This window comes from Brenneria nigrifluens DSM 30175 = ATCC 13028 (assembly GCF_005484965.1).
In the GTDB taxonomy this organism is placed as follows: Bacteria; Pseudomonadota; Gammaproteobacteria; order Enterobacterales; family Enterobacteriaceae; genus Brenneria; species Brenneria nigrifluens.
Genome location: NZ_CP034036.1, coordinates 1,405,634 through 1,422,994, shown reverse-complemented (window position 1 = coordinate 1,422,994; position 17,361 = coordinate 1,405,634). Strand labels below are relative to the sequence as shown.

General features: G+C 55.0%; 16 protein-coding genes. 3 read left to right on the top strand and 13 right to left on the bottom strand.

All coding sequences use genetic code 11. The annotated features are described in order from the left end of the window. Positions 1–168 precede the first annotated feature (168 nt). Positions 169–708 carry a DUF2058 domain-containing protein gene (locus EH206_RS06525; protein ID WP_009111997.1) on the bottom strand — a complete coding sequence of 180 codons (540 nt, stop codon included), beginning with the start codon at positions 706–708 and terminating at the stop codon, positions 169–171. Positions 709–915: 207 nt separating this feature from the next. On the opposite strand from EH206_RS06525, the gene iraP reads away from it, so the two are divergent. Further along, entirely contained in the window at positions 916–1,251 is a 336-nt protein-coding gene (gene iraP / locus EH206_RS06520; protein WP_009111996.1) for an anti-adapter protein IraP, read from the top strand. Between the two features lie 404 nt (positions 1,252–1,655). Here the strand turns inward: iraP and EH206_RS06510 are convergent, their stop codons facing one another. The 3 genes from EH206_RS06510 to umuD form a co-directional block, all read right to left on the bottom strand. After that, positions 1,656–2,330, bottom strand: coding sequence for a hypothetical protein (locus EH206_RS06510; protein ID WP_232216574.1), 675 nt, complete (start codon positions 2,328–2,330; stop codon positions 1,656–1,658). Positions 2,331–2,479: 149 nt separating this feature from the next. After that, the gene (umuC, locus tag EH206_RS06505) at positions 2,480–3,745 is read right to left on the bottom strand and encodes a translesion error-prone DNA polymerase V subunit UmuC (RefSeq protein WP_009111994.1); all 1,266 of its coding nucleotides are present in this window, start codon (positions 3,743–3,745) and stop codon (positions 2,480–2,482) included. Further along, complete coding sequence (umuD, locus tag EH206_RS06500; protein WP_009111993.1) at positions 3,745–4,164, bottom strand: translesion error-prone DNA polymerase V autoproteolytic subunit; 420 nt, start codon at positions 4,162–4,164, stop codon at positions 3,745–3,747. The genes umuC and umuD overlap by 1 nt, the downstream gene beginning before the upstream one ends. Before the next feature lie 171 nt (positions 4,165–4,335). Here umuD and EH206_RS06495 point away from each other — a divergent pair, with 171 nt between their 5' ends. Then, positions 4,336–4,575 carry a DinI-like family protein gene (locus EH206_RS06495; RefSeq protein ID WP_009111992.1) on the top strand — a complete coding sequence of 80 codons (240 nt, stop codon included), beginning with the start codon at positions 4,336–4,338 and terminating at the stop codon, positions 4,573–4,575. Positions 4,576–4,655: 80 nt separating this feature from the next. Here EH206_RS06495 and EH206_RS06490 read toward each other — a convergent pair whose 3' ends face one another. The 9 genes from EH206_RS06490 to EH206_RS06450 all read right to left on the bottom strand — a co-directional run bounded on the left by EH206_RS06490 (position 4,656) and on the right by EH206_RS06450 (position 15,438). Then, complete coding sequence (locus EH206_RS06490) at positions 4,656–5,123, bottom strand: Hsp20 family protein (protein ID WP_009111991.1); 468 nt, start codon at positions 5,121–5,123, stop codon at positions 4,656–4,658. A gap of 222 nt (positions 5,124–5,345) precedes the next feature. Beyond that, complete coding sequence (locus EH206_RS06485; RefSeq protein ID WP_009111990.1) at positions 5,346–7,190, bottom strand: ABC transporter ATP-binding protein; 1,845 nt, start codon at positions 7,188–7,190, stop codon at positions 5,346–5,348. 89 nt (positions 7,191–7,279) lie between these two features. Continuing rightward, positions 7,280–9,067, bottom strand: a complete 1,788-nt coding sequence (locus tag EH206_RS06480) for a gamma-glutamyltransferase family protein (RefSeq protein ID WP_198008325.1) — start codon at positions 9,065–9,067, stop codon at positions 7,280–7,282. Positions 9,068–9,079: 12 nt separating this feature from the next. Then, positions 9,080–9,952: an ABC transporter permease gene (locus EH206_RS06475; RefSeq protein ID WP_009111988.1), complete on the bottom strand. Its 873-nt coding sequence runs from the start codon at positions 9,950–9,952 to the stop codon at positions 9,080–9,082. Beyond that, entirely contained in the window at positions 9,949–10,896 is a 948-nt protein-coding gene (locus tag EH206_RS06470) for an ABC transporter permease (RefSeq protein ID WP_009111987.1), read from the bottom strand. Before EH206_RS06470 ends, EH206_RS06475 begins: the two co-directional genes overlap by 4 nt. Before the next feature lie 16 nt (positions 10,897–10,912). Continuing rightward, the gene (locus EH206_RS06465) at positions 10,913–12,493 is read right to left on the bottom strand and encodes an ABC transporter substrate-binding protein (RefSeq protein ID WP_009111986.1); all 1,581 of its coding nucleotides are present in this window, start codon (positions 12,491–12,493) and stop codon (positions 10,913–10,915) included. Between the two features lie 55 nt (positions 12,494–12,548). Next, complete coding sequence (locus EH206_RS06460) at positions 12,549–13,292, bottom strand: FadR/GntR family transcriptional regulator (protein ID WP_009111985.1); 744 nt, start codon at positions 13,290–13,292, stop codon at positions 12,549–12,551. A 373-nt stretch (positions 13,293–13,665) separates the two neighbouring features. Further along, the gene (locus EH206_RS06455) at positions 13,666–13,977 is read right to left on the bottom strand and encodes a PTS lactose/cellobiose transporter subunit IIA (RefSeq protein WP_009111984.1); all 312 of its coding nucleotides are present in this window, start codon (positions 13,975–13,977) and stop codon (positions 13,666–13,668) included. A 426-nt stretch (positions 13,978–14,403) separates the two neighbouring features. After that, positions 14,404–15,438, bottom strand: a complete 1,035-nt coding sequence (locus EH206_RS06450) for a hypothetical protein (RefSeq protein WP_009111983.1) — start codon at positions 15,436–15,438, stop codon at positions 14,404–14,406. Positions 15,439–15,970: 532 nt separating this feature from the next. Here EH206_RS06450 and EH206_RS06445 point away from each other — a divergent pair. Next, positions 15,971–17,248: a DUF1835 domain-containing protein gene (locus EH206_RS06445; protein WP_009111982.1), complete on the top strand. Its 1,278-nt coding sequence runs from the start codon at positions 15,971–15,973 to the stop codon at positions 17,246–17,248. Positions 17,249–17,361 lie beyond the last annotated feature (113 nt).

The following is a 17,361-nucleotide window of genomic DNA, read 5'->3' as shown; positions in this document are numbered from 1 at the left end:
TTCACTCCACTGAACTCTATCAACATCAATGTACATCAAGCAATCTTTGTTGGTCCATCTGATGGTACAAGCCCGTTCAATGAACACTTATACCAGCAACGGAAGGCAGCATATGGCGCTTACCGATGAATAGTACATGGCTTCAACGCCATCCATGCAAAACGTTAATTACCACATCAAATCATCGGGCACTTTAAAATCGGCATACGGATCTTCTTCATCTTGCTCTTCCTGACTAAGCGCACTATTTAATACAATACTGTTCGCATCTCGCTGCGCAATTTTATCGGCTACGCTCGCGGGGATAATAGCGTATTCACTCTCTCCACTGTTATCAACAACCAAACGAGCAATGGCGAGACGACCACTAATCAGCTGAGCTTGAGTAAGCTTATCCACAACTATTTTTTTAATTAACTTATTATCTGTGAAGTTAAAACCTATATCGCCTTTTGAAATGTCGATTCTGTTCATTTCAATGAGCTGCTTCACCTGAGCTTTACACTCCTTAGATAAAGCAGCTTGTTTTTGCTGTTCGCTTAGCTGTTTATCACGCTCAAGTTGTGCTTTTTTGTTTTCTTCCACAGCCGCTCTTGCCTCACGAGCCTGAACTCGTGATTTTTTAGCCGTTCTTTGTACTTTGGCCATTTTTTTGCTGGTCACTAATCCAGCTTTTAGCAACTGCTCTTGTAAAGTGAGTTTTGTCATCTTCGTTTCTAAACCAGTTGAATAATTTGTGGGATTATACCTGTAATTTTTGAGGCTGTACCAGGACTGTGTGGCTTGAGTTTGGAGGGGTCTATCAGAGGCCGGCGTGACCTGCACTCAGGATTAGGGATGTAAATTGTGTTTTCATCAAAGAAATCTCGCCCTGATTTTACTAACAGGTTAAGCTGGCAAAAAAAAGGGGGTATTATGAGAAACGTAATTATTAGTATGGTCACCAAGATTTCTAAAATGGATGCGGAAGCCAAGCTTCTTGCAGCCCGAGTAGAGGCGCAGTCGTTACTCCTTGGAGCCTTATTACTGACCATCGGCAAAAACGGTGGTGTAAACGAAATGATTGAGAACGTTAAAAAAGCCATCAACGCCGCACTTGATTCGGCTGATAATCCGCTTAAATCTGATGCAGAAATACTTCTGAATGAATTTAATAGCCTTCTGTCATTAACTCAGTTACTTGAAGAGAATGATCCTGAAATTGATTATGAGTCTTTAAACGCGCTTCCAGGACAGACTGCCACTGATTAAAGCCCCTATAATTATCGGCTTCCGTATCTGATAACAGTGAGACGACGCTATAGCGTAAGACACTACAAGCTGGTTTGAAAGAGTAAGCGTAACGTCTGACTTCATGAGTAGCCGGGATCAACCAGACGGTGATTGAAGGTTTTGCCGCCCGTCAGGAAGTGCTGGAAAATGGTTTTGATATCCGCTCATCCGCACTGATACTGGTAACCAATAATGTCCGCCGTGAGTTTGAGCGAGTACCGGGACTACGAGTAGGAAACTGGGTAAATAGATGAGTCGAAGGCGTTCGTAACTTGCTGAGAGACAGTATCAATGCGGAATATAAAAAACTATCCATTTTCAGCATCCCGGTAAAAATACCGGGATACATAAAAGCTATTGGTTACAATGGTAAGCAATTAATGTTAAATAACGGCACCCATCTTTGTATACCAGGGTTGTTGGCCCGGGCAATTATGGATATTCAGCATCTCGACATGTTTAAGGTCTTTTTTCCCGTCGCCATTATCAACAATCTTATAAATCCTTAAATACTTACCCGTTTTAGGATCCTGATGCTCAAAATCAACAGTTACGTAATAGAATGCACCGGCTTCAGGTTTAAAAACGATGATGCTTTCCGCTACGGCTACTTTAGGCGAAAAGATATTCGTTGCACCGGTTTTTCCGGTATAAAGAACCCTTACCGCCAGGTTATCACTGGCATTAACCCAGAATTCTTGTCTTCTTTTACTCATTCCATCCACTTCGGGGATACCAATCTTTTTCCCGTCAGACCAGGCATTATTATCAATAAAACCGACAGGAACAAAACCGTTATTTTTTGAGTATAAATCAATGCAGCTTTTGGTCTCTGGATAAACCCTGGCCTGGTTGTCTTGAATATTAAATGCAACACCTATTTTTTTGTCGCCAGTATAATCCGTCAAATCCTTATTATAATCATTTACCATCGTGAGGGTAGAACACCCCATTAATAATAAAACCCCAGCCAACCCCACAAATCTTCTCAATTGAAACACTCCTATTTCAAAATATATACGTACCATATCTCGTACGGCCACACCCGTTGCTTCCATGACTACATTTTACCCTGCACGGCGATGCGACAAAGGGTGTGTTCATACTACCGAATATGGAAGCTATTGGCATGAAATATCAGCAAAAATTCCAGGTTTTGAGTTGGACTCGACAGGAAGTGATCAGGCGTCACACACCCTTTACATAATCACATTTTTACCGTAGGGATATCAGATAGCCGGGTGGTGTATGCCGGGGAGAGCATTTCTCTTTTCATTGCCCACGACTGGCAAACGCCCTGCCCGGCGAACCAGATCTTTCCGTTACCGCTATGGTTTATTTTATCAATCGCCGACATTAATGCTTCACTGTGCGGATGAGGTTGATGGCTATCAAACAGGTTGAGCTGCGCGATTCCACGGCTGTAGAAATCGTTGAGCATCACTCCCGCTTTTATATAGCGGCAATTCGGTTGCCATATTCGCTGCAAAGATTCAACGGCCACTCGGACAATATCGCGCGTGTCGTTGGAAGGTATCGATAATACGCCCATTGACTGGTTGCTATAGAACGTCTCGTTCCCGGCATGCGGGCTGGTTCGGATAAATACGGAAACCTGTTTGCAATATTGTCGCTCCCGCCGTAGTTTCTCAGCCGCTCTCTCGGCATATAAACAAACCGCCTGCCTCATATCATCATAGTGAGTGACCCGCGAGCTGAATGAGCGGGAACTGATGATCTGCTGTTTTTGCGCCGCCAGCGCCTCAACGTCCAGGCAGGACTCCCCGCGCAGTTCGCGAACGGTGCGTTCCAATACCACATTGAAAGATTTGCGAATATATGACGAACTGCACTGGGAGAGTTGCAATGCGCTGTCTATGCCCGAGCTTCTCAGTTTACGCGACAGACGGCGCCCCACGCCCCAGACTTCCTCGACGGGGATCAGGCTTAAAAGTTTCCGCTGGCGATCGACGTTTGAGAGGTCGACCACCCCATCCGTTTTACTCCACTGTTTGGCGGCGAAATTCGCCAGTTTCGCCAGGGTTTTCGTCGGCGCGATCCCAATCCCGACGATCAAATGAGCCTCCCGCAAAACACGCTCCCGTACGTGGTGGCCGAACTGCGTCAAATCCACACAGTTGCCGACCCCCGTTAAATCTAAAAATGCCTCATCAATACTGTACACCTCAACCGCGGGGGCCATCTCTTCCAGGATGGTCATCACGCGGCAGGACATATCCGCATAGAGCGCATAATTTGAAGAAAAAACAGCGACGCCATAACGCTTGACCAGGTCGCGGATATGGAAAAAAGGCATCGCCATTTTGATGCCCAGTTTTTTGGCCTCCGCCGATCGGGCGATCACGCAGCCATCGTTGTTGCTGAGCACAACGACCGGCCGGCCGCGCAAGTCGGGGCGGAAGATCGTCTCGCAACTCGCATAAAACGCATTCACATCAACCAGCGCGTACATTAACGTGTCGCATGTATGACGTAGGTGACCACCCCAAAGATATCCAGGCTATCAGCCGAGTGGATATAAATGGGCCGATAGGCGGGGTTCATCGGCATCAGCGCTAGGCGCGGCGCGGTTTGTAACCGCTTCACGGTGAATTCGCCGTCCACCGCCGCAATCACGATATCCCCATGTCTGGCCTCAAGCGAGCTGTCAACGACCAGCAGGTCGCCATCGCTGATATGTCCCTCGACCATCGACTCCCCGCTCACACGCAGAAAATATGTCGCGCTGGGATGGCGCACGCATACCTTGTTTAAGTCAATACGCTGTTCGACATAATCCTGCGCCGGGCTTGGAAAACCCGCGGGGATGAGGTCATTAAACAATGGCAAACTCAGTTCGTCAGGATTCTCAATCGCACTTATCAATAACATGACACACCTATACTGTTTTTTTATACAGTATAAATAAGCCTGCCGGTAATGCAATTGGTACGATAAAAAATGCGCCAGGAAATAGCGTCGCGATTATTTTGTCTCGATCCTCTTTTCAAAACCGCCTCGCCCCATTACTGTATATCCAAACAGTTGATAATGAGGTATTTCATGTTTGTTGAACTTGTATACGATAAACGCAATGTTGCCGGGCTGAATAATGCCCACGCCCTGATTGAGAGCGAGCTGGAAAAGCGCGTGCGGCGCGTATTCCCCGACGCGGCGGTCACGGCGAAAGCCATGCAGGCGAACGGGATTAATACCGACGCCAGCAAATCGGATAAAGCCATCCTGAACCGTCTGGTCGAAGAGATGTTTAACGATGCCGATGAATGGATGACGGCGGATTAGACGGCAAGATTTTCAGCCACTGAAAAAAAACGACAGGACGCGGCAAAGGCGCCCTGTCGCGATGTGATGTCAGCGGGCCATTAAGCCTGATGTTCAATGGCCTTGCTGCGATTGTCTATGGCGATCTTTTGCGGTTTTTCGCTTTCCGGAATTTCCTGGTAGAGCTCAATGGTCAGCAGACCGTTTTCCAGAGCCGCCCCTTGCACTTTCACATGCTCAGGCAAGGAATAGCTGATGCTGAAATCCGTACGCCTAATCCCCCGATGCAGCCAGTTTTCCTCTTCAGCATTATTTTCCTCTTCGCGTTTACCCGAAACGATCAGCTGTCCGCCCGCCGTTTTTATATCCAGCTCGTCTTCTTTCCAGCCGGGAACGCTCAGCGTGATGCCATAGCGGCTGTCATCCAGACGGCGGATATCATATGACGGCGTTGTTGATAAAGGCGCATCCCCGGTTAGCTGACTGAATAGCCGGTCAATGCGGTTAAAGCGATCGGAAAAAAGCGTATTGGAGACGTCAGGGAATAACGACAAGGTTCTTAGCGCCATAATTAACCTCCTGAATATACGTTACCAGACATTCAAAAGTTCAACCTATAAGGCAAGCATCGCTTGTCTACCAGACAACATGGTGACGGCGGAAAAAATTTCAAGCGCCCTTTTTAGTGATCTGTATCACATTTTTATCGGCAAATCCTGAGCGCAATCAGATGCCGTTATCAACGCCATTAGCGCTGACTGCATACCAGACACATGGAGCAAAATTCGTTTTCATCCAGAGGCGAAATTCTCCATCACCAGGTGTCCGGGGCCGACCTCGGTATAAGTCCGTTGCGGATGAATATAACCGAGCGACCGTACGGGACTGCGCAATTCATCGATGGCGGCGTTGCGGCGAAAACCGCGCCGCGAGGGATCCGGAACCGGTACGGCGGCAATCAGCTTTTGGGTATAGGGATGGCGCGGGTTGGCGAAAATCGCCGCGCGCGGGCCGATCTCGACGATTTCCCCCAGGCACATCACCGCCACCCGGTGACTGACGCGCTCCACCACCGCCATATCATGGGAAATGAACAGAAACGCAATCTTGAACTGCTCTTGCAGATCGAGCAGCAGGTTGCATATCTGCGCTTTAATCGACACATCGAGCGCGGAAACGCTCTCATCGGCGATGATAACCTTCGGTTTGAGCGCCAGCGCGCGGGCAATCGCCACGCGCTGGCGCTGGCCGCCGGAAAACTCGTGGGGATAACGGTCCATCATCGCCGGCGATAATCCCACCCGTTCCAGCAGGTCGGCGGCCCGTCGCCGCGCCTCGCCGTGGGCCGCCAGCCGGTGCTTGATTATCGGTTCGGCGACGGCGGCGCCTATCGTCATGCGGGGATTGAGGCTGGAGAACGGATCCTGGAAAATCATCTGCACACTGCGGCGCATGGCGCGCAGGCCGATCATATCGAGATTCAGCACGTCGTAACCATCAAGCGTGACTTCACCGCTGCGCGGTTCGATTAGCCGGGTGATTGAACGCCCTGTGGTGGATTTTCCGCAGCCAGACTCGCCCACCAGCGACAGCGTTTCTCCCTGAAACAGATCGAACGAGATGTTCTCCACCGCGTGTACCGCGCCGCTGGTGCGGCCCAGCAGACCGGCGCGAACATCAAAGCGCGTTACCAGGTTCTTTACCGATAGCACCGGCGTCTGGCCGCCGGCCACCGTATCCGGCACATCTCTGGCGGCGGTGATGGCTCCGCTTGCCATATCGATATGCGGGAAGCGCAGCGGCCATGCCCGCCCCGTCATGGAACCCAGTTTGGGAACCGCGGCCAGCAACGCCCGGGTGTAAGGGTGTTTCCCATGATGAAAGATATCGCCGGTTGCGCCGCTCTCCACCCGATCGCCGCGAAACATCACGATGGTGCGGTCGGCGATTTCCGCCACCACGCCCATATCATGAGTGATAAACAGCACGGCCATGCCCTCCTCTTGCTGCAACTGTTTGATAAGATCCAGTATCTGGCCCTGAATCGTCACATCCAGCGCGGTGGTCGGCTCATCGGCAATCAGCAGTTTGGGCCGTGAGGCCAGCGCCATGGCGATCATAACGCGCTGGCGCATGCCGCCGGAGAACTGATGGGGGTACTCGTCGAAACGGCTCTGCGCGTTGGGGATTCGCACCTTTTCCAGCAGCCGGATGGTTTCCGCCCGCGCTTCGCTTTTGCCCATGCCTTTATGGCGCCGCAGTACCTCTGAAATCTGCCTGCCGATGGTGAAAACCGGGTTTAGCGACGTCATCGGCTCCTGAAAGATCATCGACGCCTCGTTGCCGCGCACGGCGCGCATCTCCTTTTCCGACAAGGAGAGGATATCTCTGCCGTTGAGGATAATCTGGCCTGCAATGCGGCTTGAGCGAGGATCGAGCAGGCGCATAATGGCAAGCGAGGTGACGCTTTTGCCGGACCCGCTTTCGCCGACCACGGCCACCGTCTCGCCGGCCTTTACCTCGAAGGAAATATCGCGCACAACCGATTTCCATTCTCCGTCCACCCGGAAAGCGGCGGTGAGATTGCGAACCGCAAGCACGGTTTCCGGCGCTGGCTTTATCTCATTGCTGGTCATCTTTTTCCTCACTATCAGGCGTCTGTCGGCGGCGCATCGAACCGGCGGAAACCCGCTGGTCCGATAGGCGTCCTGTGTCGGCTAATCCATCAGCGGCCAATCGCGTATGCCTGCATCAGGCGCGGCGTGGCGGCCGCGTGCAGCAGGCCGTCGGCATCGCGGCGCGCGGCGGTCAAACGCCCGATGGTCCAGGGGGCGGCGGTGGAAATGTCATGGCCGCGCGCCTTCAGCGCCGCCAGCGTGGCTTCGCCAATACTGCTTTCGATCATCACATTGCCCGGCTGGCGGGTACGCGGATAGAATGAACCGGGAAAATGCGCGGTATGGAACAGCGGCAGATCGATGGCCTGTTGCAGGTTGATGCCGAAATGCGCGTAGCGCAGAAAGAACGACAGCTGCCACTGGTCCTGCTGATCGCCGCCGGGCGTGCCGAATGACAGCGTCGGCTTGCCCTGATACAGCGCCAGCGACGGCGTCAACGTGGTGCGCGGACGTTTTCCGGGCGCCAGCGAAGTCGGCAGGCCGGGTTTCAGCCAGAACATCTGGGCGCGGGAGTTGAGGCAGAAGCCAAGCCCCGGAATGATCGGGGAGGATTGCAGCCAGCCGCCGGACGGCGTGACCGAAACCATATTGCCCTCGCGGTCGATAACGTCAATATGAACCGTGTCGCCGCGTTTTTCGCTGAGGTGCGACATGGTCGGCTCGTAGACCGCGCCGCTGCCGCTCATGGCGTCCAGCATCGTCATGGTGAGATCGTGCTGCGCTTCAAAACCGGGTAAGCGGCCGGGGCGCAATTCCAGCGACGCCTGCGCGCCAATCAGTCGGCGGCGTTCCCGGTTATAATCCTCCGAAAGCAATGTGGCGAGCGGCACCGGCGAAAAGGCGGGATCGCCGTAATAGACTTCGCGATCGGCGTAGGCCAGTTTCATCGCCTCCACCACGGTGTGGACGAAATCCACCCCGCCCGGATCCATCGCGCCGATATCGAAGCCCTTGAGCAGCGCCAATGCTTGCAGCAGCACCGGTCCTTGCCCCCACGGCCCGGTCTTGGCGATAGTCCAGCCGTGATAGTCATAGGTGACCGGCTCCTCGACGGTGGCGCGCCAGTTCGCCAGATCCTCGGCGGTCAGCACGGCTTTGTGGCGCGTGCCGCTGGCGTCCATCACCTCCGCCGTTTTCAGGTACTCGCCGATCGCCTCGGCGACAAAGCCGCGGTAAAAGGCATCCCGCGCGGCGTCAATGCCCGCCTCGCGGCCGGGTCTGGCTTCGGCTGCGCGGATAATACGTTTCCAGGTAGCGGCCAGCGCCGGATTTTTGAAGTTTGACAGCGCCGCGGGCGCGACGCCGCCCGGCAGCCAGGTTTCATAGGAGGTCGGCCACTCCCGGCGGAAAAATTCGCCCAGATCGTTGATGGTCGCGGCGACGCGCGGCAGCAGCGGATGGCCGTTCTCCAGATAGTGGATCGCCGGTTCCAATACTTCGCGCACGCTCATGGTGCCGTAATCGCGCAGCATCAGCATCCAGCCGTCAAACGCGCCGGGGATCACGGTGGCGAGCAGGCCGTCGCCGGGGATCAAATCCAGCCCTTCGGCGCGATAGTGCTCGATGGTCGCGCCGGCCGGCGCGGCGCCCTGCGCGCAGATGACTTCCACCTTATCTTTCTTGCGCGAATAGATAATGGCGGGCATATCGCCGCCGGGGCCATTCAGGTGGGGTTCGAACACCTGCAAGGCAAAACCGGTCGCCACGGCGGCGTCAAACGCGTTGCCGCCTTTTTCCAGTATGCTCATGCCGACGGCCGAGGCCATCCAGTGGGTGGAGGTTACGACGCCGAATGTGCCGAGAATTTCAGGGCGGGTGGTGAAAGCGTTCATCATGATATCCTTATGTTAATTTTCGCGCGGATCGAGCGCATCGCGCAGACCATCGCCCAGCAGATTGAAACCGATAACCACCAGGAAAATCGCCGCGCCCGGCCACCAGGCCATCCACGGCGCCTGCGTCAGAAAGTTCTTGGCGACGTTAAGCATGGAGCCCCAGCTGGGCGCCGGCGCCTGTTGGCCCAGACCGAGAAAGGAGAGACTGGCTTCCGCGATGATGGCGGTGGCCACCGTCAGCGTCGACTGGACGATGATTGGCGGCAGAATGTTCGGCAGGATATAGCGCAGCAGAATATCGCCGTGACCGAGACCGATGGAACGGGCGCCTTCGATATAGTCCTCGTTTTTCACCGCCAGCACCTGCGAACGCGTCAACCGCACGAAAATCGGCATGGCGGAGAGGCCGATGGCGATCATCGCGTTGGTGAGACTCGGACCGAGAAACGCCGCCAGCGCTATCGCCATAATCAGAAAAGGCATGGCGAGAAACGCCTCGGTAATGCGCGAAATCACCTGATCGACCCAGCCACCGAAATAGCCGGAAATCAGGCCGAACGGCACCCCGGTCAGCACGGCGATGGCAACGGAGATAACGCCGGCCATCAGCGACGCCTGCGCGCCCCACACCATGCGGGAAAGCACGTCGCGGCCGATATCGTCGGTGCCGAGCCAGTGCGCCGCGGAGGGCGCCTGGCGGATGGCGCTCCAACTGGTGGCAAAGGGATCGGCCAGCGGCAACACGGGCGCCAGAACGGCCAGCAGGGTGAAAAAGACGATGATAATCAGCCCGGCGATCGAACTGCGATTGCGCTTCATTTTTTTCCAGGCGCGATTGCCCGCTACGGCCTGCGGCGCGGCCAGCTGTGTTTCGGAAAGGCTCATAGCGCGCTCCTCATCCGCGGGTTAAGCAGCACGGCGATGACATCGGCCAGCAGATTCATGAAAATAAAGCCCACGGCGGTGCAAAGCACCACGCCCTGCACCACCGCGTAGTCGCGGTTGAACACCGCATCGACAATCAGCTTGCCGAAACCGGGAATGGTGAAGATCTGTTCGGTCAGCACCGCGCCGGCCAGCAGCTCGCCAAACAGCAGCGCGGTCAGCGTGACGATCGGCGACAGCGCATTGCGCAAAGAGTGGCTGAGCACCACCTCGCGGTTGGAAAGTCCTTTGGCGCGCGCCGTGCGGATATAGTCCGACTTCATCACCGAAAGCATTGCCGAGCGGGTATGGCGCATCAGCGTCGCCGCCAGCGCCGTGCCGAGCACGAAAGCGGGCATGACGGTGGTTTTCAGCGAACGCGCCGGATCAACGAATATCGACTCATAGCCCGATGCCGGCAGCCAGCCCAGATGGACGGAAATCAGCAGGATCAGCATGATGCCGAGCCAAAAGTTGGGAATGGAGAGGCCGGAGAGCGCAACGATGTTGGCGAGGTAATCAATCGCCGTGTTTTGTTTTACCGCCGCCAGAATGCCGATCGGCACGCCGATAATCAGCGCGAAAAACATCGACATCAGCGCCAGCTGGAGGGTGACCGGCAGTTTTTCGCCAATCAGCTCCAGCACCGGCTGATTGGTACGCAGCGATACGCCGAAATCCCCCTGAACCACGTCGCCAAGCCAGTAGAAATATTGATAAACCACGGGATCGTTCATCCGGTACTTGTCGCGCAAGAGTTCAATAACGGCCGGATCGCGCTCTTCTCCCGCCATCGCCAGTATCGGATCGCCCGGCAGCAGCTTTTGCAGTGAAAAAACGAAAATAGAGATAATTAACAGCGTCGGTATCGCTACCAGCAGCCGTTTACCGATGTAGATGTGCATGCCAGCGACTCCTCATTCAGGCAAGGCTTAACCGGATACCCCGGGAGACGCGTCGGGCGCTCCCGGCGTGTGGACGAAACGGCGCTAGTCGCCTTTCTTGACCCCGGTCAGGCGGATCATGCCGTCGGCCGACGGCTCGAAGCCGGCGATTTTTTTTGGCGTAGGCATAGAGATAAGCCTGATGGCCGAGGTAGATCAGCGGCAGATCGTCATCCAGAATTTTGGTCGCGGCATCGTATTTGGCTTTGCGCACCGCGTTGTCCGTCGAGGCGCGGGCGTCGTTAAGCAGCGCGTCGACCTGCGGGTTGCAATATTTGGTGTCGTTGATGCCGCCTTTACAGGTCACAAACTGATGAATATTGCCGTCCGGATCGGGACGCCCGGACCAGTCGGAGCGCGACAGCACATAATTTCCCGCCGTTTGCTCGGCGAGCAGGGTAGCGAATTCGGTCGCTTTCAGGCGGACGTTAAAGCCGGCTTCGGCCGCCATTGACTGAATCACCTGCATCATCTGGGTCTGCGTGGTGTTGTTGGCGTGCTGAAGCTCGATGTCGTACTTCTCAAAACCGGCCTCTTTCAGCAGCGCCCTGGCTTTCGCGACGTCGCGCGCCGGAACCGGTATCGCTTTGTTGTACCACGGGCTGGTCGACGGCCACGGCTGGTTGCCGGCCAGCGCGGTGCCTTCAAATACCACCTGGTTGATCGCCTCACGGTCGATGGAGAGCGAGAAGGCCTGGCGCAGGCGCTTATCCTTGCCGAACGGGTTATCGGCCCGCGCGCCATTGCCGATATTGACGTACATGGCCATGTAGCCCGGCCCGACGATTTTGCCATAGACCAGGTTCGGGTCTTTTTTGACGGCATCGACATCGGACGCCGAGATGCGTTCTATCAGGTCGAGCTCGCCGGATTGCAGGTTGGCCAGACGAACCGTGGTATCCGGGATCGGCAGGAAAGTGACCTTATCGATAAAGATATTGTCGGCATTCCAGTAGTCGGCGAATTTTTCCAGCACGATGCGATCCTGCTGAACGCGCTGAACAAATTTAAAGGCGCCGGAGCACACCGGGTTAGAGCCGAAATTGGCCCCCAGCTTCTTGCCGGCGGCGGGGGAGATCATCATGCCGGCGCGGTCGGATAGCTGGGCCAGCAGGCTGGCGTCCGGGCTTTTCAGCGTAAACTTGATCTGGTATGCGCCGGTGGCCTCCACTTTGGCGACGGAGGCCAGCTCGCTCTTGCGGCGCGATTCCGGCATCGTCATATAACGGTCGATATTATAGACGGCCGCCTCGGCGTTGAACGGCGTGCCGTCGTGGAACACCACGCCCTGACGCAGATCCATGGTCAGCGTGGCGCCGTTATCGCCCCACTCCCATTGGGTCGCCAACTGAGGAATGATCGACAGGGTATTGTCCACATCCACCAGCTTGTCGCACAGACTGGTGTAAACGATACGACCCACGAATGTTCGGGACTGCGCGGGATCCAGCACGTCGGCATCATCCTGTAAACCAATGCGCAATTCCGCTGCAAACGCCGTAGCGGCCATCAACGTCCCGGCCAGCAAAAGCCCGGTCTGTCTGGTAAGTCGGTTCATGTCGTCATTCCTCTGGTCGGTTGTCGCCGGCCGAATCGCCGGCCGGCCTAAAATCTCAGTCGGCCACCTCTCCCGCCGTCGCCGGCGTGAAGTAGCCCAGCGACGTCTGACGGATCAGCCGTTCCTGCAGACTGAGCAGATGTCGGCGCATCGCCTCGCCGGCCCTTTGCGGGTCACGTGCGGCGATGGCCTCTATGATTTCGTTGTGATGGACGCGCGATTCAGCCATCGAGGAGCTTTGCCGGCGCGCCCGCTCGCGTATCGCCTGCCAGGCCGGATCTTGCCGCACGCGGTTAACCACGTCGAACAGCGACAGAAAAAGCTGGTTGCCGGCGCTTTGCGCAATCAGGCGGTGCAACGCGCCGTCCCAGAGTTCGCGCCAGTCGGCGTCGGTGCGTTGGTGAATTTTTTCGCTCAGCGCCCGCATGCGTTCGATATCTTTCGGCTTGGCGCGCAGCGCCGCCAGTTGCGCCAACTGCGGCTCGATGCGCAGCCTGACCTCCATAATCTCCATAAAATTGGTTCCCTCGACGAGATTGGCGGCGTGGCTGCTCCAGTTGTCGGGTTTTGGTCCGAGAAAGGTTCCGGCGCCCTGTTTACGCCAGATAAGTCCCTCGGCCTCAACCACTTCCAGCGCGCGCCGGACTTCCCGCCGACCGACGCCCCAACGCTGCGAAAGCGCCCGTTCCGTAGGCAGTTTGCCGTTTGGTTCAATGACGCTTTCACTCAAAAGATCCCGTAATCGTTCCAGTGCGTAATTGGCGTTTTCTGCCGTTTTTATTTCTATGGTTTTATTCATTGGTTCATCCCAATTCTTAATTGGTTCAAACAGACCATGAGAAGAATACGCTGTCAATATGGTGGATAAAGACGGGTAAATGCGGCGATCTCAACAAAATCACTACGCCATTGCTGCTTTTAGCTTCGATGTTCCATCAATCGCCGCATAAATGGTTCAAAGGTTGTTTCAACAGCGATTTTGCAGCGATTTATTTTGTGACGAGGTGACCATACTTTAAATTTATGGGTGAAAATCAGAGGGGAGTGTTTCGCCGACAGGCAGAACGCATAACTGCGCTGGCACGCCGTTTGTCGATGGCTTGCTCCAGGGAAGGTTCTAAGTAGCAAGCGTCTGGGGATTCGCTCGCATGCCGCCTTGCTAATCTATGGATCTATGGGGCGTATAACTCTTTTCTAAGCGCAATAATTTCTTCAGTCAGTTCACGGCACAATATCGCGTTCATCAGGTGATCCTGAGCATGGACGATGATCAGGTCGAGACTGATTTTTTCCTTATTCCCATTGCCGCTAATAAATTCCGTCTGGATAGACTGCGCTTTACGAACGGCCGTTGCAGCCATCTTCAATAGCTGATCCACCTGCTCCCACTCCCTTTTGCGGGAAGAGCGTAAAGCCTCCATCGCGCAGGAACGTGCTTCTCCAGACTGAACAATCAACTCAATCATCCGGGTTTCTATGTCCATTTTCTTTACCTCCGGTTCATTTATCGGTCTCCTGAAGTAAACATCGTGCTTGCCCCTTCTCCTCCTTTAGCTACGTGGTTTGCGTAGTATTTATTCATAATAATACAAACCCCTCATCACAATTGCTTAAAAAATGCACTGCGTAAATGAGAGGATCATTGAAAATACGATAAAAAATCAACAAAGCCAGACGCGCAGCAACCGACGGCGTGAAAGCCATGTTCGTCAATATCCAGGCTGGCGGGTGTAATAGTAGATTAGTTTGTTTATAAAATACCGAATCGCGCTATGGCGTATTCAAGTCCTGTGAGGGGGAAACACGGGGCGTGGCTTCATTTGCCAAATCTGCCCCGTGGTGAGGATATCTCACATGCTTAACTGATGGCGTTGCGACGCCCCGCCGGCTTTTTTAGCCGACCGACAAGGTTAACGCCCAAAGTGTCTGTTGCAGGTTTTAACGCCCCACAGTCCCGCCAGCGCACTGACGATCGCGCCAATCAGCAAGGCAAAGAAAGACCACAACGCGGCATGAGCCACGGCGGAAGCGGCGGCGGCGGCCTCTTCACGAGCAGCCTGTTTCAGTTCGGCATATCGCTGTTTTGCCTGCTCGATACCGGCTTCAACGTCATTCAGGCGCTGCTCGACCAACTGCGCAGTTTTCTGCTTGGCGGCAATCAGGTTATCAACGGTTTGATCCACTTCTTCCTGCGACAATGAGGTGTTTTCAGACAGCGCCCTGGTCAAGCTGTCGCGATCGACGTCTTGCGTTAACGCTTCGCCGCGTTTTTTCAACTTGTCGGTCAGCGTCTGAATAATGGCATCGCTGTTATTCGGGTTGATGGCCAGCGCTTTTACCGCTTCGCCGATTTCCTTTTTGGCGCCCTGCAACTGCGTTTGCATAAAGTCCGGCTGCAATGAGGCGATATTGCTTTTGCGTAAGGCCGCGGCCACTTCGTCGGTCACCTCTTCAGGTTGCAGTTCGGTGTCCAGATTCAGATTATCAAACGCCTGTCCGCCGATATCGGCAATCCCCTGCAAACCGCCGCCTACGGCGGAACCGGCGCCGGAGATAACGTTACCGGTTAACGAGCCCACCGACCCCAACGCGCTGCCGGTGGCTTTCACCGCGCCGCCCAGCAGTGCGCTGCCTAGAATAGCGGCAACGATAAGCGCCGTCGCCCAGACAAGGAAACCGTGAATCAAACCATCCGTCGCCGCCAGTCGACCGGCAATAAATGCTCCCCCCGCCAGACTGATGATGATGGAGACGGCGGACCAAACCAATACCGTACTCCCGACGCCGTCAACCGGATCGTCGGACAGCGGATCAACAATCGAAAAACCCAGGCTAGTGCCAAGCGTAGAGAGTAATAACGAGACGGCTAACACGGTGATGACGCCGCCAATAATGCTCCCCCATGATATTTTTTTTGCCACATGCAGTTCATTCGTAACGCTCATACTCAAGCTCCTGTTAAGCCGCCAGTTTTAAGCTGCTGGCATATTGTAAAACATCGTAAAAACATTAAATCATTTGAAGTATAGTCGTAATTTTAAAAATGATAGGATGAATAAAAAGGGTACTAGACGCTAGCGGACAGAGCAGATGGGTTTATGTATATTTATATATAACAATAAATAAGTTAATATTCCGCAATATATTTGGACATAAACCCACCATTCCGATCGACTGATCCGCCAATAAGACAAGATAAAAATAATTAGCATGATTAATATAAACTAGCGATATAAATATTGGCCGGAATAGCGGACAGGCGCGATTTTACCAACTGCAACGGAAAACGATTACCGCCCCTGGCGCAACACATGGCCATTGAAAATTATGTTATGCTTTGCTAACCTGCCGCAGGTGCGATCAGCGCCACCTTGTCCGCGGAAAGGGCTACGCCCATGATCGATGAATCGGTATGCCATACGGCTTTCCCTTTTCTGTCTGACTGGCGGACTCGGACCTTGGAAAAGGGGCGCAACCGTGACGTCATCCCAATCTTCCGTATTATCCTCACCCTTTCGCATTAATCTTGAGCAACAGCGTAAACGCGCCAAAGCGCTGCGCGATGCCATCAGGCAATCTCATCCCGAGGCAATTGCCCGCTTTCTCCGATACCGCCCCAGTTTGACGCCAGCGCAATTGGCGGAACAGTTCGGCCGTCTGAGCGACGCGCAGTGGATCATCGCCCAGGAATTAGGGTTGCCAAGCTGGCCCAGATTGAAAGCGCATGTAGAAGCGATGGCGCACGCCAGAACGGTGATCGACGCCCAGAGCAGTGCGCCGGATCACGCGCTTTCCACCTTACATATCCGCTGTGGCTCAGACATTCAGCAGCCGCTGCGGCAGGCCGGATTCCGGGGCGACTATCTGGCCTATAGCGATCCTTTTTGTCAGGGGCCGGTGCTTACCGGCGACGACTGGCTGCCGCAACGGGTAGCGTTTATTGCCAGCCACTATACCTCGCGTATCGGCATCAGCCGGCAACAGCTTCAGCAACAGCGTGAACAGGAGGAACGCACGCTGTTATCCGCCGGCGAAAATTATCGGCGCGTCGTACTATGGTTTGAACATGACAGCTACGATCAGCTGATTCTGGCGCGCTGCCTGGCGCATTTCGACGCTCACCCAGCTCCGTTGCTGGAAATGGTCACCGTCGATCGCTATCCCGGCAGCCGCCGTTTTCTCGGCCTTGGCCAGTTGCCGACCGAAGCTTTGCTGCTACTGTGGCAGGCACGTCAGCCCGTTACCCCGCGGCAATGCCGTCTGGGGCGTCAGGTATGGGAAGGGTTGCGTTCGGATAATCCCTCGACGTTGCTGTCGCTGGCGACAGCGGTTGCCGCCGACCTTCCCTTTATGCCGCAGGCGCTGCTGCGCCATTGCCAGGAGTTTCCCAGCGTAAAGAATGGACTGGGCCTGACCGAACAACTGGCGCTGCGCTGTCTGGCGGAACGTCCCCACACTCCAAAGCAGCTTTTTCACACCCTGACGGAGCACCACGATCCCTTGCCCTGGCTGGGAGATATCATGCTGGACGACATTATCGACGGACTGAGGCTGGCGCCGGAACCCGCGCTGTCGCTGGATGCGGCCTCGGGCGTCCTGAGTCTTACCGAGGTTGGGCGGGCATTGCTGGACAATCGTCTGGACTGGATGAACTGTTATCCGGCTGAACGCTGGCTTGGAGGCGTACGGATTGACGGCGGTCAACGCGGCTGGCGCTGGCATCAACAGAGTCAAAAACTGGTGCTGACAAGGTAGATGGCGCCATGGCGGCGGCCCAGGGTTGCCGCCATTGTTATGATTATCTTTACACAATGCCTGACAGCGCGCGCGGCTTCTGACAAAATAGCGCCACTTCCCCCGCATTTAAA